This is a genomic window from Arenibacter algicola (assembly GCF_018860365.1).
GTDB lineage: Bacteria > Bacteroidota > Bacteroidia > Flavobacteriales > Flavobacteriaceae > Arenibacter > Arenibacter algicola_B.
On record NZ_JAHKPO010000003.1, the window covers coordinates 95,786 to 116,607 of the forward strand.

Annotated in this window: 19 protein-coding genes, 1 other RNA gene and 1 pseudogene; 11 read left to right on the plus strand and 10 right to left on the minus strand. The window is 39.0% G+C overall.

What is annotated here, in order from left to right:
- From KO529_RS02350 to KO529_RS02360, 3 genes are read right to left on the minus strand one after another with little or no spacing between them, the layout of a single operon-like run.
- Nucleotides 1-786, minus strand: a complete 786-nt coding sequence (locus tag KO529_RS02350; protein WP_215946329.1) for an META domain-containing protein — start codon at nt 784-786, stop codon at nt 1-3.
- 26 nt (nt 787-812) lie between these two features.
- Nucleotides 813-1,241 carry an META domain-containing protein gene (locus KO529_RS02355; protein ID WP_215946330.1) on the minus strand — a complete coding sequence of 143 codons (429 nt, stop codon included), beginning with the start codon at nt 1,239-1,241 and terminating at the stop codon, nt 813-815.
- A gap of 2 nt (nt 1,242-1,243) precedes the next feature.
- Nucleotides 1,244-1,888, minus strand: a complete 645-nt coding sequence (locus tag KO529_RS02360) for a Pr6Pr family membrane protein (RefSeq protein WP_215946331.1) — start codon at nt 1,886-1,888, stop codon at nt 1,244-1,246.
- Nucleotides 1,889-2,662: 774 nt separating this feature from the next.
- Between KO529_RS02360 and KO529_RS02370 the strand changes: the two are divergent.
- From KO529_RS02370 to KO529_RS02390, 5 genes and pseudogenes are all read left to right on the plus strand, one after another.
- Nucleotides 2,663-3,280, plus strand: a pseudogene (locus tag KO529_RS02370) (recombinase family protein).
- Between the two features lie 11 nt (nt 3,281-3,291).
- A complete protein-coding gene (locus KO529_RS02375) occupies nt 3,292-3,669 on the plus strand; it encodes a hypothetical protein (RefSeq protein ID WP_215946334.1) in 378 nt (125 codons plus the stop codon).
- A 28-nt stretch (nt 3,670-3,697) separates the two neighbouring features.
- The gene (locus KO529_RS02380; RefSeq protein WP_215946335.1) at nt 3,698-3,877 is read left to right on the plus strand and encodes a hypothetical protein; all 180 of its coding nucleotides are present in this window, start codon (nt 3,698-3,700) and stop codon (nt 3,875-3,877) included.
- 89 nt (nt 3,878-3,966) lie between these two features.
- Nucleotides 3,967-5,346 (plus strand): serine hydrolase, encoded by a 1,380-nt coding sequence (locus KO529_RS02385; protein ID WP_215946336.1) that lies wholly within the window; start codon nt 3,967-3,969, stop codon nt 5,344-5,346.
- Between the two features lie 56 nt (nt 5,347-5,402).
- The gene (locus KO529_RS02390; RefSeq protein ID WP_215946337.1) at nt 5,403-5,612 is read left to right on the plus strand and encodes a hypothetical protein; all 210 of its coding nucleotides are present in this window, start codon (nt 5,403-5,405) and stop codon (nt 5,610-5,612) included.
- Between the two features lie 105 nt (nt 5,613-5,717).
- Here KO529_RS02390 and KO529_RS02395 read toward each other — a convergent pair whose 3' ends face one another.
- Together KO529_RS02395 and ssrA are read right to left on the minus strand one after the other, a co-directional pair.
- Nucleotides 5,718-6,941, minus strand: coding sequence for a site-specific integrase (locus KO529_RS02395; RefSeq protein ID WP_215946338.1), 1,224 nt, complete (start codon nt 6,939-6,941; stop codon nt 5,718-5,720).
- Nucleotides 6,942-7,176: 235 nt separating this feature from the next.
- Nucleotides 7,177-7,575, minus strand: a transfer-messenger RNA (tmRNA) gene (gene ssrA, locus KO529_RS02400).
- Nucleotides 7,576-8,029: 454 nt separating this feature from the next.
- Between ssrA and KO529_RS02405 the strand changes: the two genes are divergently transcribed.
- Entirely contained in the window at nt 8,030-9,253 is a 1,224-nt protein-coding gene (locus KO529_RS02405; protein WP_215946339.1) for an NAD(P)-dependent oxidoreductase, read from the plus strand.
- 64 nt (nt 9,254-9,317) lie between these two features.
- On the opposite strand, the gene KO529_RS02410 is transcribed toward KO529_RS02405, so the two are convergent.
- On the minus strand, nt 9,318-10,433 hold the full coding sequence (locus KO529_RS02410; RefSeq protein ID WP_215946340.1) for an Sb-PDE family phosphodiesterase: 1,116 nt from the start codon (nt 10,431-10,433) through the stop codon (nt 9,318-9,320).
- 93 nt (nt 10,434-10,526) lie between these two features.
- Between KO529_RS02410 and KO529_RS02415 the strand changes: the two genes are divergently transcribed.
- Entirely contained in the window at nt 10,527-10,886 is a 360-nt protein-coding gene (locus tag KO529_RS02415; protein WP_215946341.1) for a DUF1801 domain-containing protein, read from the plus strand.
- A gap of 99 nt (nt 10,887-10,985) precedes the next feature.
- Here the strand turns inward: KO529_RS02415 and KO529_RS02420 are convergent, their stop codons facing one another.
- Both KO529_RS02420 and kdsA read right to left on the minus strand, forming a co-directional pair.
- On the minus strand, nt 10,986-12,593 hold the full coding sequence (locus KO529_RS02420; protein WP_215946342.1) for a sulfatase family protein: 1,608 nt from the start codon (nt 12,591-12,593) through the stop codon (nt 10,986-10,988).
- 158 nt (nt 12,594-12,751) lie between these two features.
- On the minus strand, nt 12,752-13,570 hold the full coding sequence (gene kdsA, locus KO529_RS02425; protein WP_215946343.1) for a 3-deoxy-8-phosphooctulonate synthase: 819 nt from the start codon (nt 13,568-13,570) through the stop codon (nt 12,752-12,754).
- Between the two features lie 179 nt (nt 13,571-13,749).
- Here kdsA and KO529_RS02430 point away from each other — a divergent pair, with 179 nt between their 5' ends.
- The 4 genes from KO529_RS02430 (at nt 13,750) to KO529_RS02445 (ending at nt 18,277) form a co-directional block, all read left to right on the plus strand.
- Nucleotides 13,750-14,235, plus strand: coding sequence for a DinB family protein (locus KO529_RS02430; RefSeq protein WP_215946344.1), 486 nt, complete (start codon nt 13,750-13,752; stop codon nt 14,233-14,235).
- A 198-nt stretch (nt 14,236-14,433) separates the two neighbouring features.
- Nucleotides 14,434-16,233, plus strand: a complete 1,800-nt coding sequence (typA, locus tag KO529_RS02435; protein WP_215946345.1) for a translational GTPase TypA — start codon at nt 14,434-14,436, stop codon at nt 16,231-16,233.
- Between the two features lie 307 nt (nt 16,234-16,540).
- Nucleotides 16,541-17,329: an SDR family NAD(P)-dependent oxidoreductase gene (locus KO529_RS02440; protein ID WP_215946346.1), complete on the plus strand. Its 789-nt coding sequence runs from the start codon at nt 16,541-16,543 to the stop codon at nt 17,327-17,329.
- 39 nt (nt 17,330-17,368) lie between these two features.
- Nucleotides 17,369-18,277 (plus strand): hypothetical protein, encoded by a 909-nt coding sequence (locus KO529_RS02445; RefSeq protein ID WP_215946347.1) that lies wholly within the window; start codon nt 17,369-17,371, stop codon nt 18,275-18,277.
- Between the two features lie 137 nt (nt 18,278-18,414).
- Here the strand turns inward: KO529_RS02445 and ppgK are convergent, their stop codons facing one another.
- Nucleotides 18,415-19,167, minus strand: a complete 753-nt coding sequence (ppgK, locus tag KO529_RS02450) for a polyphosphate--glucose phosphotransferase (RefSeq protein ID WP_215946348.1) — start codon at nt 19,165-19,167, stop codon at nt 18,415-18,417.
- Between the two features lie 145 nt (nt 19,168-19,312).
- Nucleotides 19,313-20,800: a sulfatase gene (locus KO529_RS02455; RefSeq protein WP_215946349.1), complete on the minus strand. Its 1,488-nt coding sequence runs from the start codon at nt 20,798-20,800 to the stop codon at nt 19,313-19,315.
- Between the last annotated feature and the right edge of the window lie 22 nt (nt 20,801-20,822).

Here is a 20,822-nt window from a genome sequence, read left to right on the forward strand (position 1 = left end):
TTAGTCAATTTTTTTGAATACGGTTAAAATACCCGATGGGTCCGATAAGGTTAATCGGTTATTTTCAATTGCATAGGTAGTCATGCTCTGTAATGCTTTTAAAAATTCAGCTTCTTTGTTGTTCGGTACACACATCATTCTCGTGGTGGCAACATCCGTAAACCGAAGCAATCCTTTTTCGTAGAAAAGGGTACCGTTCATCCGGTTACAACCAGCAAAACCTGAAAAGGTGTTTTCGGCCGCTTTAATTTCCAGCATAGGAAGTTCTTTGCTGAAATCTGCTTTGGTACTTGTTTTTCCGTTTAAGGTTTCAAGTACCCAAATATCATGCAACCGGTAATCGGTTTTATAATCGCCACAGCCTTCAAGTTCTTCCACTTGTGATGCGGTCTCTTTTTTAAGGTTTACGGAAACTTTATACGGAGAAACTTTTCCAGACATGGCATTGGTACATTCCGCCTGTAGTATTTGAAAAGTCATCTTACTGGATGTTGTCTCCAGATCATATCGTTTTACATTGCTGTCCTGTGCCAAAATGGGATTGGTATGTAGAAAGACAATGGAATTCGAAGGTGTTTTATAGGTGATCAAATCCTCAGAAATGCTTAAACTCCAAAATGGTTCGGTTCCGGAGGCCACAAAATAGGGTCGGGATTCGGTCGATGGAGAAGCCAAATCAGGAACTTCCCCTTGAACCTCTTCTTTAACCTGTTCTTGTATAGCTAGGTTCGATTTACAGCTCATACATAGAAGAAGCATCAACGCTATTTGAAGGGTAAATCTCATCCAATTGAATTTAAAGCTGTTACTTTTTAATTCGCTACGTTCTTAAATCGCATCATTGAAACCTCGTTCATCATGAGATTCAATTTACCATCTGCATCAAAACTATACCGATTGATTTTTTGCATCATATTGAGAAATTGCTGTTCCCCTTGTCCGCAAAACATCATGGTCGTTGGTCCTGGTTCACCAAAGGAAATGGATTTGCCCTCCAAAGTGTAGGACGCTGAATATCCATTACAGCTATTATTTCCTGTAACTTGAGATGCTTCTTTATTAAATGTGAGTTCTGGTTTCTTGTCTGGAAATAGACCATCAAAAGCAATACGTGGTCCAGATATGTATTCCAACTGCCATGTGGCATTGTAAAGTGGATCGCTTTTGGTCATTTGTTTTTGTGAGCCACAGGACATCACCAGTGACAGGAATAGAACAAATCCAATAGATTGAATTTTCATACTTATGGTTTTAATAATTGTCTCTTTAAAAATCGTGCCAATACGTGTAATATTCCCATTAAAACCAACACCACTACACTCAACATCATAAAATTAAAGAAAACCTTCGGATATCCAATACTCGAAACATCTATAAATGGATAGGGATAAAAGCCCGAAAAATACCCTCTGATCATTATGAATATGAAATACATAAAGGGGTACAAAAGCCATGCAAAAAGATTTCGAGGTTTTAGATATGAAGCATTCACATAGAAAAACCAATATACCAACAAATATACTGGCATGACGGTGTGCAGGAGTTCATCAATAATCATTTGAGAACCGGTAGGCTGCCAAATCCAACGCAGGACCACTTGATACACCAAACCAACAATTAAAATAAATGCAGTAATAGGGGTGAGTGCCGAGTCGTTTTTTAAGAACTTGAAAGTTTTCAAGTTGAAAATTTGGCTGGTAAAGTAAAGGGAAACTAGGATGTTCGTTAGAATGGTGAAATAGCTAAAAAACCTGATGGTGGTTTCAAGAATATCTGCCTGTCTGTTAATGATGATCAAAATGAATTGACCGATAACGGCAAGCCACCCCATACAGGCTCCAAATATACTTAGTAAATTACTTTTTGTTTTGCTTTTAGTATCCGGCATTTTAACGGGTTCTCAATTTTTTTAGACAAAATTAAAGTATTTTGTTTAAAAGAAAATGTCAAGGTCAAAGCCTATGTTATGTTAAAATCACCCTCAAATGATAATTCGATTTTCATTACTATTATTTTGAAAATAAAAAACTTAATTAAAATTAGAACAAGTTGATGAATTTATATTTATGGATTTAGGTAAATAATTGAAAATCCAGATTTATTTACTCATTTCAGGTACATTGCACTTCCCTCCTTACTAAGACACGAATAATATGTGTTCCATTATCCTTTGCGATGAAAGTTTTCAGAAACAAATCAATGAAGATGGCAACAACTTTGGACAAGGCACCAACCCACTCAAAAATATGACACAAATTAATAGATTTCCTCAGCACTATAATTCTTTTGCTTCATGGTAGCCATTAAATTCTGTATATCCTCCCCTAACTTCTTTTCAAACACTATGATCTAAATTTGAGTTGTACAATTTGTTATGCCCTAAGAGCTTAGAGACGGTCTCAATAGGCTTGAAATAAGAACTAATTAACAACAAGGTTCAAGTTTTGAAAAGATTACTGGATTTGTTCAAGAATTGGACGCTGGGATAAACAATTCTTGTTCTTTAAATTTCAAAAATGGTTTACTATAAGTTATAGTGATTTTACAGATTCCACCCTTTCATTGAACTTTATAACCTTACATTATTTATTGACTTTAAATAGTTTAAAGTAACGTACTAAATATTTAGTTTGTATTTTGATGTTTATTTATACTTTGGGTCATGGTATTTGGATACGCTAGGGTAAGTACTTCAGAGCAGAATTTAGATTTGCAATTGGATGCCTTTTTAAAAGAAGGCATAGATACAAAGAACATTTATACAGATAAGGTTTCCAGTTCTCAAGAAGAACGTAAAAGCTTAAGCAAGCTTATGGACTATGCCCGTGAAGGGGACACTATTGTTGTTTGGTAGTTAGACCGCCTGGCCAGAAGCTTGATTCATTTTACAAACTTCATCAACCAGCTCAATGAAAAAGGGGTCAAGTTCCGGAGCATTACGGAACCTTTTTTGGATACCACCGATAAGTCTTCACATTCCCAATTCATTGTAAACATGTTCGCTGCCCTAGCGCAGTTAGAACGGGATATTATCATTGAACGAACCAAGGCCGGTTTGGCCTCTGCGAGAGCAAGGGGAAAAGTTTTTGGTGCTCCCAAAGGGATTAGTAAGAAAAATCAGCAAAAATCCATACTTTGCGCAGAGTATTTTAAGGAGGGAAAACTTACGGTAAAAGAGATATGTGAGCTGGTAGATATTTCTCGGGCAACTTATTATAAGTATATAAAATATAGAGGACTTAAGGGAAAATTGAGACCTTATTCTAAAAAAGATGATTAATTCCAGAAGTTATGAGTGAGCTAAAAATAAGTTTCTTTCAGGGACAATCAGACTTACTGTCTGAAGTCAAAAGCACGAACGAGGATGTTGAAAATAAATCTATTGAATCTATAAAGAATAAAATAAGTGAGTTGTTTAATATGAAAAACATTCACTTTCTATTTGGTTCAGGAACAAGTGCAGGTGCAATACCTACAATGGCTCAATTGTATGATAAAGTAGAATCACATATAAATGACTTAGAATTACCACTTCATAAATTTGTTAAAGAAGAATTTGAAAAGATTAAAGATCGAGTAAAGGATAAAAATCTTGAAGATGTTTTAGGAATACTCTACTCACACAGAGTTTACCTAAATGATAATATATATCAAAGATATGTGCTCTAAATGCTTCGAAATCGATTATAAGAAGTTTATGACTGAACAAGAATGGCTTGATTTTGATCTGCAGCTTGTCAAAAAACTTGGCAGTAATAAAATGCAGCATCTTCGTGATGTAGATGGTGAACATTTTTATGAATGTTTGAGTTGCCATGAGAAATGGAAATTAAGAGATCCAGACCAGGGATTTAGGGGGTATTTTTTGAAAGCTTAAATAAACGATAATCCAGTGTAAATAAATTATTGAGCTACAATCGTCTTTTAGATTTTCTGGAAAGGGGGATATGCTTTATGATATAAATTATGAGGAAATATAAAATCATTCTAGTGTTTATTCTATTGGCAATTGTCAACTATAATTGCCAAAAAAAATCAAAACAGTTATACAATAAAAATCTACCGGTAGCAGTAGTTGAGGCTATTGAAAAAAGAATTGAAGAAGGTATTAATCCCAGTATTGCTTTAGCTTTAATCGATTCATCAGGCATTCAATATTTCAATTTTGGTAAAACTGCGGATGACGGGATGGAGGTCAATAGAAACACTGTTTATGAAATAGGATCAATCTCAAAAGTTTTTACAGCACTACTCCTGGCACAACAAGTTTTGGACGATGAACTTAGGCTTAATGATGAAATTAATGACTTTCTCCCGGATAGTATAAAGATTCCGGTAATGGGTGATACGGAAATTACTTTTGGAAATCTATCAGACCATACATCTGGGCTTCCTAGAATGCCAGACAATTTCGCACCATCAAATCCGAAAAATCCCTACTTGGATTATACAATTGAACAGATGTACGAGTTCATCTCAAACTATACGCCAATCAGAGCAGTAGGTTCTGAATATGAATATTCAAATCTTGCTCAGGGGCTTTTGGGTAATCTCCTTGCAAGAAACAAGAATACTACTTATGAAGAACTGATGATTAAAACTATCGCTGGCCCGTTAGAATTGAAAGATACCAGAATCGTACTTACAGAGAAAATGAGAGAGAATTTGGCATTAGGTCATAGTGGTGGGCAAATAGTTGAAAATTGGGATATACCAACTTTGGCGGGTGCAGGAGGAATCAGAAGTTCTACTTTTAATATGGCTAATTTTATTTCTGCCAATCTAGGGTATACAAATACTGATTTAACTAAAGCAATGGAGTTAACACATAAAGTTAGACACCATAAAGCTGGTGAAATGTCGGTTGGTCTGGGGTGGCATATTAAGGAGGGGTCCAACGGTGATATTATATGGCATAATGGAGGAACAGGTGGATACAGAGCATTTGCTGGATTCATAAAAGAGTCGGGGCAGGGAGTGGTACTGCTAACTAATTCAACAAATGGTGCAGATGATATTGGTTTGAACCTGCTCAATCCTGAATCAGATTTAGCTGAATTAAAATTCAAAAGTGATGCGATTGAATTACCAGAAAAGATACTAAAAAGATATATTGGAGTTTATGAGATTGAGCCTAACTTCTTTATCACATTAACATTAGAGGGGTCACAATTATTTGCTCGAGGTACCGGACAAGAAAAATCGCCCATATATCCCGAAAGTAATGTCAATTTTTTCTCACCTATAGACGGCATTGAAATAACTTTTCAAATTGAAGAACAACAAGTTAAAAGTTTAGAGGTAATTCAAAATGGGAATAAAATACCCGCAAAAAAAATCAAATAATCAAAATTGTATATAATCAAAGCGCTAAATAGTTATCGCAAGTTCAAATAAACGATATGTTAGAAGATGGATATAGGTCACATAGATATAGTGATATATTGGACAACTTATGCGAGAATGGTTTTCTGACCACTGAGGATGTTGGTAAGCTGCTAAAAGAATTTACTACCACCCAAAAAATTACTTTTGATTGCATAAGCGATGAAAAGGCCCAAATCGTGTCGGAAGCATTAATTGATAATTATAATCGGTCAAAGTCTAATTAAACGATAGTTTAGGTACTGACGTAAACTGTAATGTGAACTTATAAATTTAAACTTGTAGAGGCGTCCAAGATCCGTGAAGATTGTGGTTAAAGTATTATGAGTAGCCTAAGATGAAAACTGCTCCAACTTCTCCCTCAAAACCTTCATATCCTCCTCTACCTTGGAATCGATGATCTTGGCATAATGCTGGGTAGTCCTCAAATTTTTATGTCCTAGCATTTTGCCGACCGTCTCAATGGGAACCCCATTGGTCAAGGTAACGGTAGTAGCAAAAGTATGGCGGGCTAGGTGGGTGGTAAGGTTTTTTTTGATATTACAACGGTCGGCAATTTCTTTTAAATAGGAGTTGGACTTCTGATTGCTCAATACCGGGATTACGCAATCTTTGTTCACTACCTTTGGATGGTCTTTATATTTTTCTATGATAGCCACTGCGGTCGGCAATAGGGGTATGGTAAATCCGGTATCGGTCTTGGTGCGTTTGGATTTTATGTAAAAACCACCCTCCTCATTTTGATAAATCTCATCTGGCCGTAAAGATTGGATATCTACATAGGCCAAGCCGGTAAAGCAACACAATACAAACATGTCCCGAACCACATTTAGCCTATCTCCTTCAATTTCTTTGTCAATAAGGGCCTGGAGTTCTTCTTTGGAGAGAAACTCGCGCTCCACGGTCTTAAATTGCACCTTGTAGTTGTAGAAGGGGTCTTTGGAGATCCAATCGTTGCCAACGGCAATACGGATTATTTTCTTAAAGTTGTTTACATATTTTAGGGCAGAATTATGGTTGCACTCTTTGGTAATTTTTAAAAAGTATTCAAAACCCTTTATAAACTTGAGGTCCACATCCCGGACCGGAATATCATTTTTTCTGTATTCACTCTTTACGTATTCCGCTACATGGCTACGGGTGGTATGGTATCGTTTATAGGTACCCAGGGCAAATTCGATCCCGACCAGTTTTTCCATTTGTTGATTGTGCTCGTCAAATAGCTTTATTAGCATCTTTAATTTCTCACCTTTCCCTACATATAAGTTTTTAATGTCAGACGAGGTGAAAGGTTTATTCTCATCAATTAATTGCGCATGAATCTTATTTATTTTGTTTCGAACAGTGTCCAAATACGAATTCAATTCGTTCGCTTCCAGGTTCGTTCCCTTCATTTTCCCCGTCCGAGCATTCCATTTTTCGGGGTCAACCTTCCTTGAAATACTCAATTCCGTTCTTTGTCCATTTACTGTCAATCGCAAGTATATTGGGACTTTTACATCTTTTTGAAAGTGTTTTCCTTTTAGGTAAAATAGCTGTGAAAAAGAATGGTTCATTTTTGGTGTCTTTTTTAACGCAAATAAAGATACAAAAAAGAAAATTAATGAATTTGTAATTAACATGATTTCAGTAAATTACGAGGAAATCGGTGAGTGTTTTTTGAGTTTAAGTATACTCACCGAATAGGTGACTTTTTATTTGATATTATTTGGTTTTATATGATATGGAATAAAATAAAAAACCCTGTAAATCATAGGATTACAGGGTTTTTGGTGTGAAATGATATCATTTCAGTGGAGCCGGAGGGATTCGAACCCTCGTCCAAACAAGCAATTACAATGCCTTCTACATGCTTAGTTCCTAATTGATTTTCGATGTGCACCTGACTAGAAACAGCCTAATACACACTTATCTTCTTAAGTTTTGGTGATAGTGTCGAAGCTTCACTACCCTTGTGTTGACTTTGATGGTGCTTCTGAAAGGGACGCCGTCAACAAGGGCTTCCCAGAAACATCTCGCTTCCCTACCTTGTAGGGACGAGGCTAAATCCTACTATGATTCGGATTAAGCGGCAAGAGCGTAATTATTTTCGCCAATTAAAAAGTGTGGAAAATGAGATTAACGAGCTGTAGCCCAGCGCTCGGCATGCTTACATTCCAATTGGTCTCGCTGTCAAAACCAGTCGGCCCCTTCAATGAGATAGGTACGCCTGGGCGTACCGTAATCGAATTGAATCCCGCCATTGGCGGGATATTTTATCCAACCTGCCTAATCGTAGGATAAAGTCAGGTTTGATTCCGCTAGCAGCGGAATATTATTTCGTTGAATAAAATCCCGCCATCGGCAGAAATATTCTCTCATCTTTTTTTTCAATGAACTATGTAATCTTTTCTTGGGCGTTCCCTTTTTTGCTCCTGCAAGGTTTTGAAAACCTTGTAGGAGCAAAAAAGGTCGGGCTATCGGCTATATTTTTTTGATTTTTTCCCGAACACGGTCCAAGGAAAATCAAAAAAGATGCCGCCTCTATCCCTAACGCGGTCGCCAAAGGTACTCCAAAAACTATTCCAAAAAAAGTTTTGCTAGTCAACTTGTCATGTGTTATATTTATAACTTTATTAGCGCATATAGTTATAAAAATATATTTATGAAAATTGGGATAATAAGGGAACGAAAAAATCCACCCGATCGTAGAGTGGTCCTAACACCGGATGCCTGTGTAAAGATACTCGACAAATTCCCGGAAGCGGAAATTACGGTCGAGCCTTCTCCTATAAGGGTTTTTAGTGATAAAGAGTATGAGGCAAAGGGCATACAGGTCGCATCGGAAATGGAAAAATGCGATGTGCTTATTGGTGTCAAAGAAGTGCCCATAGATCATTTGATTCCCAATAAACAATACTTCTTTTTTTCCCATACCATAAAAAAACAACCTTATAACAGACAATTGCTCAAGGCAGTTTTGGAAAGGAATATTGAATTATATGATCATGAAGTAATTACCAATTCCAAACGACAGCGCTTGGTGGCATTCGGGAGGTATGCCGGAATTGTTGGCGCCTATAATGGTTTAAGGGCGTACGGACTTAAATTTGGTTTGTTTCAATTGCCAAAAGCAGAGACTTTGGCGGACCAGCAAGCTTTGATTTCGGAACTTAAAAAGGTGAAATTGCCAAATATTAAAATTCTCCTTACGGGTAGGGGAAGGGTAGGCAATGGCGCCAAAGAAATGCTGGATGCCATGGAAATCAAAAAAGTTGGGGTGACGGATTATCTGAATAAAACGTTCCTGGAACCTGTGTTTTGTCAGATAGATGCCTCCGAATATAACAAGCGCAAAGATGGGGTTAGAGGTAATAAGGCCGACTTTTTTGCCCATCCCGAGGAATACAAGTCCAATTTCTTTCGTTTTGCCAAAGTGACCGATTTTTATATCGCCGGTCATTTTTACGGTGATAAGGCACCTTATCTTTTTACACGGGAAGATGCAAAGCATCCCGATTTTGGAATAAAAGTAGTGGCCGATGTTAGCTGTGATATCGATGGCCCCGTTGCCACAACTATCAGACCGAGTACAATAGCGGATCCCATTTATGGCTATGACCCCATCACCGAAACGGAAGTGGATTTTAAGGGCCCCCATGCCATTGCAGTCATGGCCGTTGATAATTTGCCCTGCGAATTGCCGCGCGATGCCAGTGTTGGATTTGGTGATGCCTTTGTGAAATATGTGATCCCCGCCTTTTTTAACGGGGATGCGGACGGAGTTTTGGAACGTGCAAGAATGACGAAAAAAGGAAAGCTTACCAAAAGATTCGCCTATTTACAGGATTATGTGGACGGCGAAAGGGTAGTGAACAGTAATCAGTAGGCGGTAAACAGTAAACAACTAAAATCGGCAATTAACCCATTTGTAGATTGAATAGGACTGTTTTTTATTCCACTAAAACATTCCACTCTACTATTGGATGTGTTTTTGGAGCAGTGTAAGCTCCTAGGGCCTCTAGTTTTAGTGTTAAGGTATTCAGCTTTTCCAAGGTTTTGATTTTTAAGATTTTCGTATCTCCAGCGGAAATCCGAAATACTGGTGAGCTGTCATAAAAGGTGTAGCCCATTGCATTCTCAAACAATAGATCGCTACTTGATATGTTCTTGAGTTCCACTTCCAAAACCTGTGTTTTTCCAATATACGCTGCTTTCACAATTTCAATACTGGTCTGCAATAATGGCTTTAGGTATTCGGCCTTCCCAACCAACAGCTCGTTATAAACGGCAACTGTTCTACCTGCAAAAAGGGCCTCCTTTAATCCTTCTATGCTCTTTTCTTTGGCAAATACCAAGGTAATAGGTCTATGGTTCCCTTTTTGGGTATAGCTCCAATCTATTAATCCGTGAATGTCACTCGTGCCCATAATGGTTAAATTGTTTTCAAGGGCCAGGGCAAGTGACTCTTCGGAATAATCTACAGTATTAATGACTTCAATACCGTGCAATTCACCTTTTTTAATGCGCTCTTTTTGGAAATCACTGAGTATAGGGGTTCCGGCCGGACTTTGGGCATACCAGGCGGGATGGTTCCAAAATACAAAGGCATTTTGCTTCTTTGCCGTGCTAAAGGCATCCTTGGCATCTTCATGCAATAATTCATTGGCATCCGTAATAAAAACGGCATTGTTATGTCCAACAGGTGCAGAACGCGTTATTTCAGAACCTGGGATTATTAATAGCTCGTGTTCCTTAGCTTCCTCCATGGCCAAATGGTAGGCTCTGTTACGATCAGGGTGCGGAATATCTGCCTTATGGGGTTGGTACTCCAAATGCTCGGTAAGGGATATGGCATCCAAGTTTTCCCGCAGCGCCTCTTGTACCCTAATGGTTGGCCAAACATTGCCATCGGAAAATACACTGTGCATGTGTAGATCGGTCTTCAAGGTAACATATCCGTCGACATCGGGGTAGGATAGGGGCTGGGCCCCGGAATGTGAATGGGTTTGGGCGTTTAAGCCTAGGAAAGTGAAAAGTAACGCCAAGGCTCCAATGGTATTTTTCATTTTGGTTGTTTTTTTCAAAAATAATGGATAGGATACCTTGAAAATAAAGAAAAATATGTTCATTTGGTTAAGAAAAGGTAAATTAAGTCTATCATGAATCCAGCTGAAGAATTTATCCTTAATCAGTCAGAGCCCTACAGAGGTATTCTACTGTACCTTCAATCTGTCATTGAAGGTTCCATTCCAGGTGTGGAGTTAAAATTTAAATATAAAATCCCTTTTTACTACATCAACGGTAGACCCTACTGCTATTTAAACCAAAGCAAAGATTATGTGGATCTGGGGTTCTGGAACGCAGCCCATTTAACGATGCACTTGGAACAAATGAACACAGAAGGACGAAAAATGATGAAATCCCTTCGTTACAAATCCCTAGAAGACATTGATACTACCGTTTTAAAGGAAGTCCTGGTGGATGCCTATAGCGTTAAGGATAGAAAGTTCTGGAAATAAAATCAACCAAAAAAATAATTGGTTATGAGATATTTACATTAATTCCCCCTCATTTTGTCAAATTTAACTGACCACTGACCACTGACCACTGACCACTGCCTACTCCTCTATCAATCCCTTGTCTTTATACAGTTGAATATACTGGTTGCCCAACGAATCGGAATCCTTGTATTTTTTCCTTAGCTCATTAAGTTTCTCCTTCAGTTCAGATACCACTTGGGCATAATCCGGATCGTTAAATATATTGTTTAGTTCCTGCGGGTCTTTTGCGCGATCATAGAGTTCCCAAACATCTACATCGTAATAGAAGTGTATTAATTTAAACTCCTTAGTGGCAATGCCATAATGGCGTTTTACAGCATGTTCCGCTGGATATTCATAATAATGGTAATAAACGGCATCCCTGTCCCATTTTTCCTTTTCCCCTTTTAACAAGGGTACTAAACTTTTTCCTTGCATGTCCTCAGGAGCTGTTACCCCTGCAACTTCCAAAAAGGTCTGTGCGAAATCCAAGTTCTGTACCATTTCATCCTCTGTAGTACCTGGAGTAATTACATTTGGCCATTTTATAAGTAGTGGGGTTTTAAAAGATTCATTGTACATAAACCTTTTGTCGAACCAGCCGTGCTCCCCTAAGTAAAAGCCTTGATCGGAAGTGTATACCACCAAAGTGTTTTCGGTAAGTCCTTCATCATCCAAGTAGTCCAATACTCTCCCCACATTTTCATCAACTGCAGCAATGGTCCCTAAATAATCCTGCATATACCGTTGGTATTTCCAAACCATTAGGGTAGAATCGTTCATGTTGGCGTACTCCTTTTTAAAGGCTTCGTTAATGGGGCCGTATACCTTGTCCCATTCAGCTCTCTGTTCAGGATTAAATTTGTTTAGGCCTCCAATGCCCAAATGTTCCTCAATATTTAATTCTTCCAGTACCTCATCCGTTATCTTTAGGTCATAGCGCAAGGTCATATGCTTAAGGATGTTCATCTCTGCAGGACCGGCCGTAGTTTCACGCGTGGCATAATCGTCGAACAAAGTCGCTGGTAATGGATAGGTTTTGTTTGTAAATTCTTTGTAATGTCTTGGTGCTGGCATCCAGGACCTATGTGGTGCCTTGTGCAAATACATCAACATAAAGGGTTTTTTATCATCCCTACGGTTTTGTAGCCAATCCAAGGTGAGGTCGGTGGTAATATCGGTAACATAGCCCGTAACAGTGGTATCCCCTGTAGCTGTAATGAAGCGGGGGTTGTAATAATCTCCTTGCCCTGGAAGAATCTTAAATTCATCGAAACCCTTGGGGTTGTTCCCAAAATGTAGTTTCCCGAACATTGCAGTCTGGTAGCCTGCCTTTTGCAACAATTGAGGAAAGGTAACATTGGTAGTATCAAATGGGGAGATGTTATCTATCTTACCGTTGATGTGGCTATGCTTTCCGGTCAGGATTACGGCACGCGATGGGGCACATATGGAATTGGTAACACTTGCATTGGTAAAGAGCATACCTTCCTTTGCAATTCTGTCTATATTGGGGGTATTAATAAGCCTGTCGTCATAGGCACTTATAGCCTGATAAGCATGGTCATCGGACATGATGAATACTATATTAGGTTTCTTTGGGGCCAGGTCCTTGGCTTCTTGCTTACAACTTGTTATTAGTATAAATAATCCTGCGAAAACGATTGTTAAAAATGTGGGCTTCATGTAACTTGTAATAAGGTCTAAAATTAAGGGGTAAAAATAGGGTTTTGTTTTTGTAATACCAGTAATAGATTAACTATTTGTAGTTATAAAAAAATGCCGCACAGACCTGTGCGGCATTCAATAATATATGTTTAACGCTTTTGGGTGTTAAATGTAGTTTATAAGGAATTTACCGTTTTTCTTATCGCTACCAAATTGGTCAACAGTTTCTCCAGATGATCCAAATGCAGCATATTGGCACCGTCACTTTTGGCATTGGCAGGGTCAAAATGGGTCTCCATAAAAATTCCATCGGCACCGGTGACAATTCCGGCACGGGCAATGGTTTCTATCATATCCGGTCTTCCCCCGGTTACCCCTGAAGACTGATTGGGCTGTTGTAAGGAATGGGTAACGTCCAATACCACTGGTGCATACTGCTTCATAGTAGGGATGCCGCGGAAATCCACGATCATATCCTGGTAGCCGAACATGGTGCCCCTGTCGGTGACCATAACTTGTTCATTGTTGGAATCCAAAACTTTTTGTACTGCATGTTTCATGCTCTCAGGGCTCATAAATTGCCCCTTTTTTAAATTCACCACTTTTCCAGTCTCCGCCGCTGCCACTACAAGATCGGTCTGACGCACCAAAAAGGCCGGTATTTGCAGAACATCCACATATTCGGCTGCCATATGGGCATCAGAAATTTCATGTATGTCCGTTATGGTTGGTACCTTAAAAGTTTCGGATACTTTTCTAAGAATTTTTAGGGCCTTTTCATCCCCAATACCGGTAAAAGAGTCCACACGGCTACGGTTGGCCTTTTTGAAACTTCCCTTAAAAACGTAAGGAATATTGAGTTTGTCGGTAATGGATACTACCTTTTCCGCAATTCGCATCGCCATTTCTTCCCCTTCAATGGCACATGGCCCACACAGTAAAAAAAAGTTGTTGCTTTTAGTATGTTTAAGTTGAGGTATGAGTTCTAGATTCATCGATCTTAATTTTGGGACAAAGATAGGAATTTGAAGGCAGCAAATTATTCATTGTCCATTGTTAAAGTGTTTTGGAGGTAGGTTAAATTTGTGATAATTCTGGGTTATCGAGGTGCTTGGATGGTAACATAGTGGGATAATTGTTGTAAATTAAAGGGTTAATCAAAAAACAAGACATCATGGAAATTCAAAAATTACTTATTCCGGAATTGGAACACGAAGTAGCCCTTACAGAGAAGTTCTTAAGACGCATTCCTAAGGATAAATTGGACTGGCGCCCACACCCTAAATCCATGTCCATTAAGCAATTGGGAAGTCATTTGGCCGAATTGCCTAGTTGGGTGGTAGGTACTATGTCTCAAGATGAGATGATAATGGATGAATACAAGCCTCCAATTAATGACAATGTGGACGAAATGATTAAAACCCTGAAATCGGCTGCAAAGGAAGCGGTAGATTCTCTAAAAGTAGCTAACAGTGAATATGATAGGAAATGGAAAATGATTCAAGGAGGACAGACTGTGATGGAAATGCCCAAGTATCAAGTGCTAAGGGGGATGGTATTAAATCAATTTCCGCATCATAGAGCCCAATTGGGTGTATGCCTTCGGTTGTTGAACGAGTCGGTTCCTGCCACCTATGGTCCTTCTGCAGATGAGCAATAAATCAATATGGAACAAAATAGGGTTTCAATTTAAAGGGTTAATACTACTTTTCCGCATTTAAGGAGCGTTATCCCAAGCTTTGTAAAACTACTTCAATATCAATAAGATAAGAAAAATTGGGCTTTTGTAGTTGGCGTAAAAAAAATGAGTATCTTTGCGCCCGCATTTAGGGTGCTTAGATGCGTTTAAAATCATATTATGGGAGTTACAAAAAACATAGCTATTATAGCCCACGTTGACCACGGTAAAACCACCTTGGTAGATAAAATAATGTATCACTGTCAACTATTTAGGGAAAATCAGAATACTGGTGACCTAATTTTGGACAATAATGACTTGGAGCGTGAAAGAGGTATTACTATTACCTCAAAGAACGTTTCCGTAGTTTACAAGGATACCAAGATCAACATTATTGATACCCCTGGTCACGCCGATTTTGGCGGGGAAGTAGAGCGTGTACTAAACATGGCAGATGGCGTACTTTTGTTGGTGGATGCCTTTGAAGGTCCTATGCCACAAACTCGTTTTGTACTTCAAAAGGCAATAGATCTAGGTCTTAAGCCTTGTGTGGTTATCAATAAGGTAGACAAGGAAAACTGTACTCCTGAGGAGGTACATGAAAAAGTTTTTGATCTAATGTTCGAACTTGGTGCCGAAGAATGGCAATTGGATTTTCCAACGGTATATGGTTCTGCGAAGAACAATTGGATGAGTGATGATTGGAAAAACCAGACCGAGAACATAGAACCATTGTTGGATATGGTTATTGAGCATATCCCAACTTTTGAACCTAAGGAAGGGAATACGCAAATGTTGATCACTTCTTTGGATTTCTCTTCTTTTACAGGAAGGATTGCCATTGGCAGATTGCAAAGAGGTACTTTGAAAGAAGGTCAACAAGTTTCTTTGATAAAAAGAGATGGAACCATTGTAAAATCTAAAATTAAGGAACTATATACCTTCGAAGGAATGGGCCGTTTAAAGGTTCCAGAGGTAGTGACCGGAGACATTTGTGCTTTGGTAGGTATCGAAGGTTTCGAAATTGGTGATACCGTTGCCGATATTGAAAATCCTGAACAATTGAAAACTATTGCTATTGATGAGCCTACCATGAGTATGCTGTTTACCATCAACGATAGTCCATTTTTTGGAAAGGATGGTAAATTTGTAACGTCAAGACATATCAATGACCGTCTAAAAAGGGAATTGGAAAAGAATTTGGCCCTAAGGGTTAATGAAACCGATAGTGCCGATAAGTTTTTGGTTTTTGGCCGTGGGGTACTGCATCTTTCTGTTTTGATCGAAACCATGAGAAGAGAAGGCTATGAATTGCAAATTGGGCAGCCACAGGTAATCATCAAGGAGATTGATGGTGTTAAATGTGAGCCTATTGAGCAATTGACCATAGATTTGCCGGAAGAAGTTTCAGGTAGGGCAGTGGAAATGGTATCGATCCGTAAAGGGGAAATGACCAGTATGGAAGCCAAAGGAAATCGTATGGTATGTGAATTCTTAATTCCTTCAAGAGGTATTATAGGTTTAAGAAACCAATTATTAACGGCTACCGCAGGTGAAGCCATTATGGCACACCGCTTTTTGGAATACCAACCTATGAAAGGGGATATTCCTCAAAGACAAAACGGTTCTTTGGTATCCATGGAAACAGGAAAGTCTATTCCTTACTCCATTGATAAATTACAGGATAGAGGTAAGTTTTTTGTTGATCCGGGAGAGGATATCTACGAGGGTCAGGTAATTGGAGAAAACTCCAGAGGTGACGACATGACGGTTAATATTACCAAAACCAAAAAACTGTCCAACGTTCGTTCTTCAGGTGCGGATGACAAAGCCAAGATCGTTCCTGCTATTAAGTTTTCTTTGGAAGAAGCTTTGGAATATATCCAAAAAGACGAGTATGTGGAGGTTACACCTAAACACTTACGTCTTAGAAAGATACATTTAACAGAAAATGATCGTAAGCGTAATAAGATAGCATAAGTAGAAAGTCCCTTTTTAAAGGGGCTTTTTTTTACTCTATTTAATAAACTATGAGCCACCTTTTTTGGTGGCTTTTTGTTTATCACACATTTACTATATCAAATTTAAACAGTGGGGCTTGGTGAAATCATTCAGGGAAATTGTCATTTTGAGCTCTTGAATTAAGAAATCACTAAAATTTTGGGCTACATTTTTCTACTTTCTGAATAATTTGAACTAAGTCTATTTTTCTTCGTTTCGGATATGAATTTTAGCTAATTTGAAGTTGAATTACAACTTAATTCGGCCTAACCCAAAGTAATAAAATATGCAACTAGAAGGAAAAAATGTACTCATCACAGGCGGTACTAGAGGGATTGGAAAATGTATGATACAGGAATTGGTAAAAGGTGGTGTACGCCATATTGCCGTGATTGCCCGTGATAAACAAAATTTAAAACAGTTATCCCAAGAATTTGATGACGTTAAGTTTATGCGCATTGCTGGCGATGTAGCAAACATAGAAGTTTTGCGGGAGGCTGCGGCGCTTATAGAAGACAAATGGGGGCATTTGGATATCCTGATCAATAATGCCGGTATAGTATCAGCTGGTCCTTTGGAGGATATACAGGATGAAGACCTTTATGATCAAGTAGCGGTGAATATTACTGCGGTGCTTTTGCTTACTAAATATTGCATACCGCTTTTAAAAGCATCCAAAGAAGCTGCCATTTTAAATATATCTTCTGGTTTGGGTCTGTTAGGTATGCCCTTTTATGCAGCCTATGGAAGCACTAAGGCGGCCGTACGCCAATTTTCGGATGCTATGCGAAGGGAACTTGCGCCGTTCAATATAAGTGTTACCTGCTCTTTTCCAACAGCAACGGATACGGATATGATGGAGAAATTTAAAGGTAGAACAATGGATTCTCCGGAATTTGTGGCCCAGCGCTCAATAGAAGGTTTACTAAATAAAGAATTACATGTAATTTTTGGTGGTGAGGAGCGACTTAAGGAAAATATCATGAATTTTGAAGCGCCTCAAGAATTTGATAAAATGGTAGCACAGAATTATGAGGACCGAAAAAAAGCAAGTATAGGCCATAAGGCCGTTTAATCCTTAGGGGATTAGTAATAGTAAAACACAATTTTCAAAATGAAGTATACGCTTATCTATGCAGTATTAATATGTAGTTCTTTGTTCTCCTGTAAGGAAGCCTCTCAATCAAAACAGGAAGTATCTGAGACCGAAGTGGTTAAAGAAGCCAATCCTGGTCTGATTCCAATTTCTTGGGTGAACAATAGGGTTGAAAAGGCAAAAAAGAGACTTGATGGGTCTGAAGCGGGAAAAGTGGTTTGGGATGCCATGGAAGCGATGGGAGGATTGAAGAAATGGTATGGTAATGGCTATTTGTCCTTTAGATTCAATTATCAACCCTTGGATGGTTCCGTACCCCGGGATACATACCAGACTATTGATACGTGGAGCAATAAAGCCAGACACCGCAGTGTTACGGACAGTACTGCAATTTATGGATGGGATGGAAAAAACGCTTGGGTAAAAGTCAAGGACAGTACCACTTTTAAATATAATTTGCGATTTTGGGCCTTGACCCCTTTGTATCTTGCCGCGCAGCCTTTGGTGTTGGACGGGGAAGGTGTTAATTTGGAATTGTTGCCGCAAGTAAATTATAAGGATACACTACAAGATGTGGTGAAAGTAACTTTCGCTTCAGGGACCGGTGATGCTCCGGACGATTATTATATATTGTATTTGGATACCAAAACGCACCTTTTATCAGCACTACGGTATATAGTTTCCTATCCAGGATATTTTCCCAATGGGGGGAATAATCCTGAAAAAATTATGGATTTGGTAAGTCGTACTACCGTTAACGGTATAAATTTTCCTTTAAAATTCAATACCTATTGGTCTACAGACGACGGCCAACCAAAAGGAGAACCTATTACGACCATTGAATTGAGCGATATAGAATTCCAAAGTCAGTTGGAAGAGAATTTCTTTGAACAGCCGGAAGGGGCAAAACTTTTGGAGGGTCTGTAATATTGAATAAAAAAAAGGTGATTTCCATGGAACGGAAATCACCTTTTTTTTAATTGCCTATTAGCTAATATTGCTTCTTATTTGGGAGCTACATTTTCAGGAATGAAAAATAGCGATTTAATTATGGTCAACTACTTTTAATGTAGTACCCCTTTTTTATTATAAGCTGCGGCTGCCGCGCCAATAATCCCGGCATGATTTTGCAATTCTGCAGGAATTACAGGGGTTTCAATAGTGATATAATCCTTAAACTCGTCCCAATCCTTGGAGGTTCCTCCCCCTAATATAATTAGATCCGGAGATACGATCAATTCAACCAACTCCAAGAAGACGTTAAATCGCTTGCCCCATTTCTTATAACTAAGTTCTTCCCTTTCCTTGGCCGAGGCTGCTGCCCATAATTCAATTTTATCATACTTTTTATAAGGGATCTGGCCCAATTCAAAATTTGGTATCAATTCTCCATTGTAAAAGGCACCACTGCCCAAGCCTGTTCCTATAGTGATCATCAGCACAAGGCCTTCCTTGCCCCGGCCTACGCCAAAATTCATAGATGCGTATCCTGCGGCATCTGCATCGTTTACCACGGTAACCGGTAATCCCGTTGCCTCGCTGAACAATTCATTTACATTTACACCGGCCCACCTTTTATGTAGATTTCCCGGAGTCTTACAGATGCCATTTTTTATAACGGTTGGAAATCCACAGCCTATGGGTCCGCTATAATCAAAATGCTTTACAATTTTGGCTACCACTTCGGCCATGGGTTTTGGTTTTCTCGATTTTGGAGTGGGTATCCTAAACCGCTCCGATATCATTTCACCAGTTTCCATATTCACTAAAGCTCCTTTTATGCCCGAGCCACCGACATCTATTCCTAGGATTTCCATGTATTATATTAATATATTTGTAAACAAAGTAACAAAAAACTTTTGGGAGTTGTAGTATGCATACTTCAAGGACAGACTTTTGCAGTCTTGTTGGGCCTTACTTATATAAAATTACTGCAATAGCTCTTAGGTTCTTATTAATTCTCTATTTTCCTTCATATAGGCCGGTATTTCCCTTTTCCAACAAAGGCATAAGTGACTTGACAATGTCTGGATTTAATTGGGCAATATTTTTGGTTTCATTGGGATCCGCAATATGATCGTATAATTCAACCGTAGGTTCCTCCTCTCTAAAGTATTTGGTTAATCTGTATTTTGTGGTCCGCAACGAAATGCCATTTCTAAAATAGCTGTAGGCCACCAGATCTTCTTTTGGTGTGGCGGCTGTGAAACTATCGTTGAAGCTTTCCCCGTCTATTTTGTGTTTCATACCAATGTTGCACAGTTCCATTATGGTTGGATAAATGTCTACAGTCTCAACAATGGATTCTACTTTTTTGGTCTGATGTTCTTCAAAGGGTGACCTTATTATCAATGCACTTTTTAAGGCATTTTCAAACAAGGTGTGTTTTCCCCAAACCCGCTGATCTCCCAAGTGCCAACCGTGGTCTCCCCATATAACGATAATGGTGTTTTTATCCAGCCCCAACACTTTTAGTTCATCCCAAATCAGCCCTATTTGGGCATCAATATAACTTATGGAGGCTAAATAGGCATGTCTTAATTTTTTGGCGTATTCTAGGGAAACCGGTTCGGCGAGACTTGCCTTTTCCTCACCTAGGGCATATTGATTAAACTCACCGCTCTCGTGTAGGCTTTTTAAGCTTATGTTTTCCGGAATATTGGGATTTGGGGAAACAGGTATCTGGTCCCGGTCATAAAGGTCCCAGTACTTCTTGGGTGCATTAAACGGCAGATGTGGTTTAAAAAAACCAACTCCCATAAAGAAAGGTTGTTCCTTATCTTTGAGCTCCCTAAGTTTTGTAAGGGCCAATTTGGTGGTCAATCCATCCGGGTAACCCTCGTCATTTACCTCTCCTGCCTCATATGGTTTTACCTGCTTCTTTAGGCTTTGGCGATTTTCTCCGTTCGCGTACCCGAAAAATGCATTCCAACCAGTACCCCATTTCCCGGCATCGAACAATAGCTCGTTCCAGCTATGCGGCAACTCTTTTTTTGTGGAAACAGGTTCTTCATAACCGTAGACCAAACCATCGGCAGAGTGACTAATTTTACCTATCCCAACAGTGTAGTAACCGTTCCTCTTAAGATGGTGGATAAAACTCTCGGGGACATCTTGTTCTTCCTTGTCCGATAGTAAATGTTCAATGGCACTGTTGTTCAAATGTATGGGTTTGCTGGGCCGCATTCCGGTCAATAGGGCATAACGGGAAGCCCCGCAGGTAGGTACTTGAACAAAATGGTTGGTGAAAATAGATCCTTCGGAAGCTATGGCGTCCATATTTGGCGACTTTACTAAAGGGTGACCATATGCGCCCAATTCGGTTCTTAGGTCATCTACAGCAATAAACAATACATTGGGAGGCCTTTGGGCTTGCTTGCATTGCAGATTGCTCCCTAGGAATGTTAGAATTGCGAAAAGGATAAATGGTCTTTTAAAAATGGTTGGCATAGGAGGATTACATTAAGGTGTT

Excerpts from the sequence above, each read along its gene's own strand:
- KO529_RS02350 (WP_215946329.1), bottom strand. The coding sequence starts at position 786 with ATGAGATTTACCCTTCAAATAGCGTTGATGCTTCTTCTATGTATGAGC.
- KO529_RS02355 (WP_215946330.1), bottom strand. The coding sequence starts at position 1,241 with ATGAAAATTCAATCTATTGGATTTGTTCTATTCCTGTCACTGGTGATG.
- KO529_RS02360 (WP_215946331.1), bottom strand. The coding sequence starts at position 1,888 with ATGCCGGATACTAAAAGCAAAACAAAAAGTAATTTACTAAGTATATTT.
- KO529_RS02375 (WP_215946334.1), top strand. The coding sequence starts at position 3,292 with ATGAGTGAGCTAAAAATAAGTTTCTTTCAGGGACAATCAGACTTACTG.
- KO529_RS02380 (WP_215946335.1), top strand. The coding sequence starts at position 3,698 with ATGACTGAACAAGAATGGCTTGATTTTGATCTGCAGCTTGTCAAAAAA.
- KO529_RS02385 (WP_215946336.1), top strand. The coding sequence starts at position 3,967 with ATGAGGAAATATAAAATCATTCTAGTGTTTATTCTATTGGCAATTGTC.
- KO529_RS02390 (WP_215946337.1), top strand. The coding sequence starts at position 5,403 with ATGTTAGAAGATGGATATAGGTCACATAGATATAGTGATATATTGGAC.
- KO529_RS02395 (WP_215946338.1), bottom strand. The coding sequence starts at position 6,941 with ATGAACCATTCTTTTTCACAGCTATTTTACCTAAAAGGAAAACACTTT.
- KO529_RS02405 (WP_215946339.1), top strand. The coding sequence starts at position 8,030 with ATGAAAATTGGGATAATAAGGGAACGAAAAAATCCACCCGATCGTAGA.
- KO529_RS02410 (WP_215946340.1), bottom strand. The coding sequence starts at position 10,433 with ATGAAAAATACCATTGGAGCCTTGGCGTTACTTTTCACTTTCCTAGGC.
- KO529_RS02415 (WP_215946341.1), top strand. The coding sequence starts at position 10,527 with ATGAATCCAGCTGAAGAATTTATCCTTAATCAGTCAGAGCCCTACAGA.
- KO529_RS02420 (WP_215946342.1), bottom strand. The coding sequence starts at position 12,593 with ATGAAGCCCACATTTTTAACAATCGTTTTCGCAGGATTATTTATACTA.
- kdsA (WP_215946343.1), bottom strand. The coding sequence starts at position 13,570 with ATGAATCTAGAACTCATACCTCAACTTAAACATACTAAAAGCAACAAC.
- KO529_RS02430 (WP_215946344.1), top strand. The coding sequence starts at position 13,750 with ATGGAAATTCAAAAATTACTTATTCCGGAATTGGAACACGAAGTAGCC.
- typA (WP_215946345.1), top strand. The coding sequence starts at position 14,434 with ATGGGAGTTACAAAAAACATAGCTATTATAGCCCACGTTGACCACGGT.
- KO529_RS02440 (WP_215946346.1), top strand. The coding sequence starts at position 16,541 with ATGCAACTAGAAGGAAAAAATGTACTCATCACAGGCGGTACTAGAGGG.
- KO529_RS02445 (WP_215946347.1), top strand. The coding sequence starts at position 17,369 with ATGAAGTATACGCTTATCTATGCAGTATTAATATGTAGTTCTTTGTTC.
- ppgK (WP_215946348.1), bottom strand. The coding sequence starts at position 19,167 with ATGGAAATCCTAGGAATAGATGTCGGTGGCTCGGGCATAAAAGGAGCT.
- KO529_RS02455 (WP_215946349.1), bottom strand. The coding sequence starts at position 20,800 with ATGCCAACCATTTTTAAAAGACCATTTATCCTTTTCGCAATTCTAACA.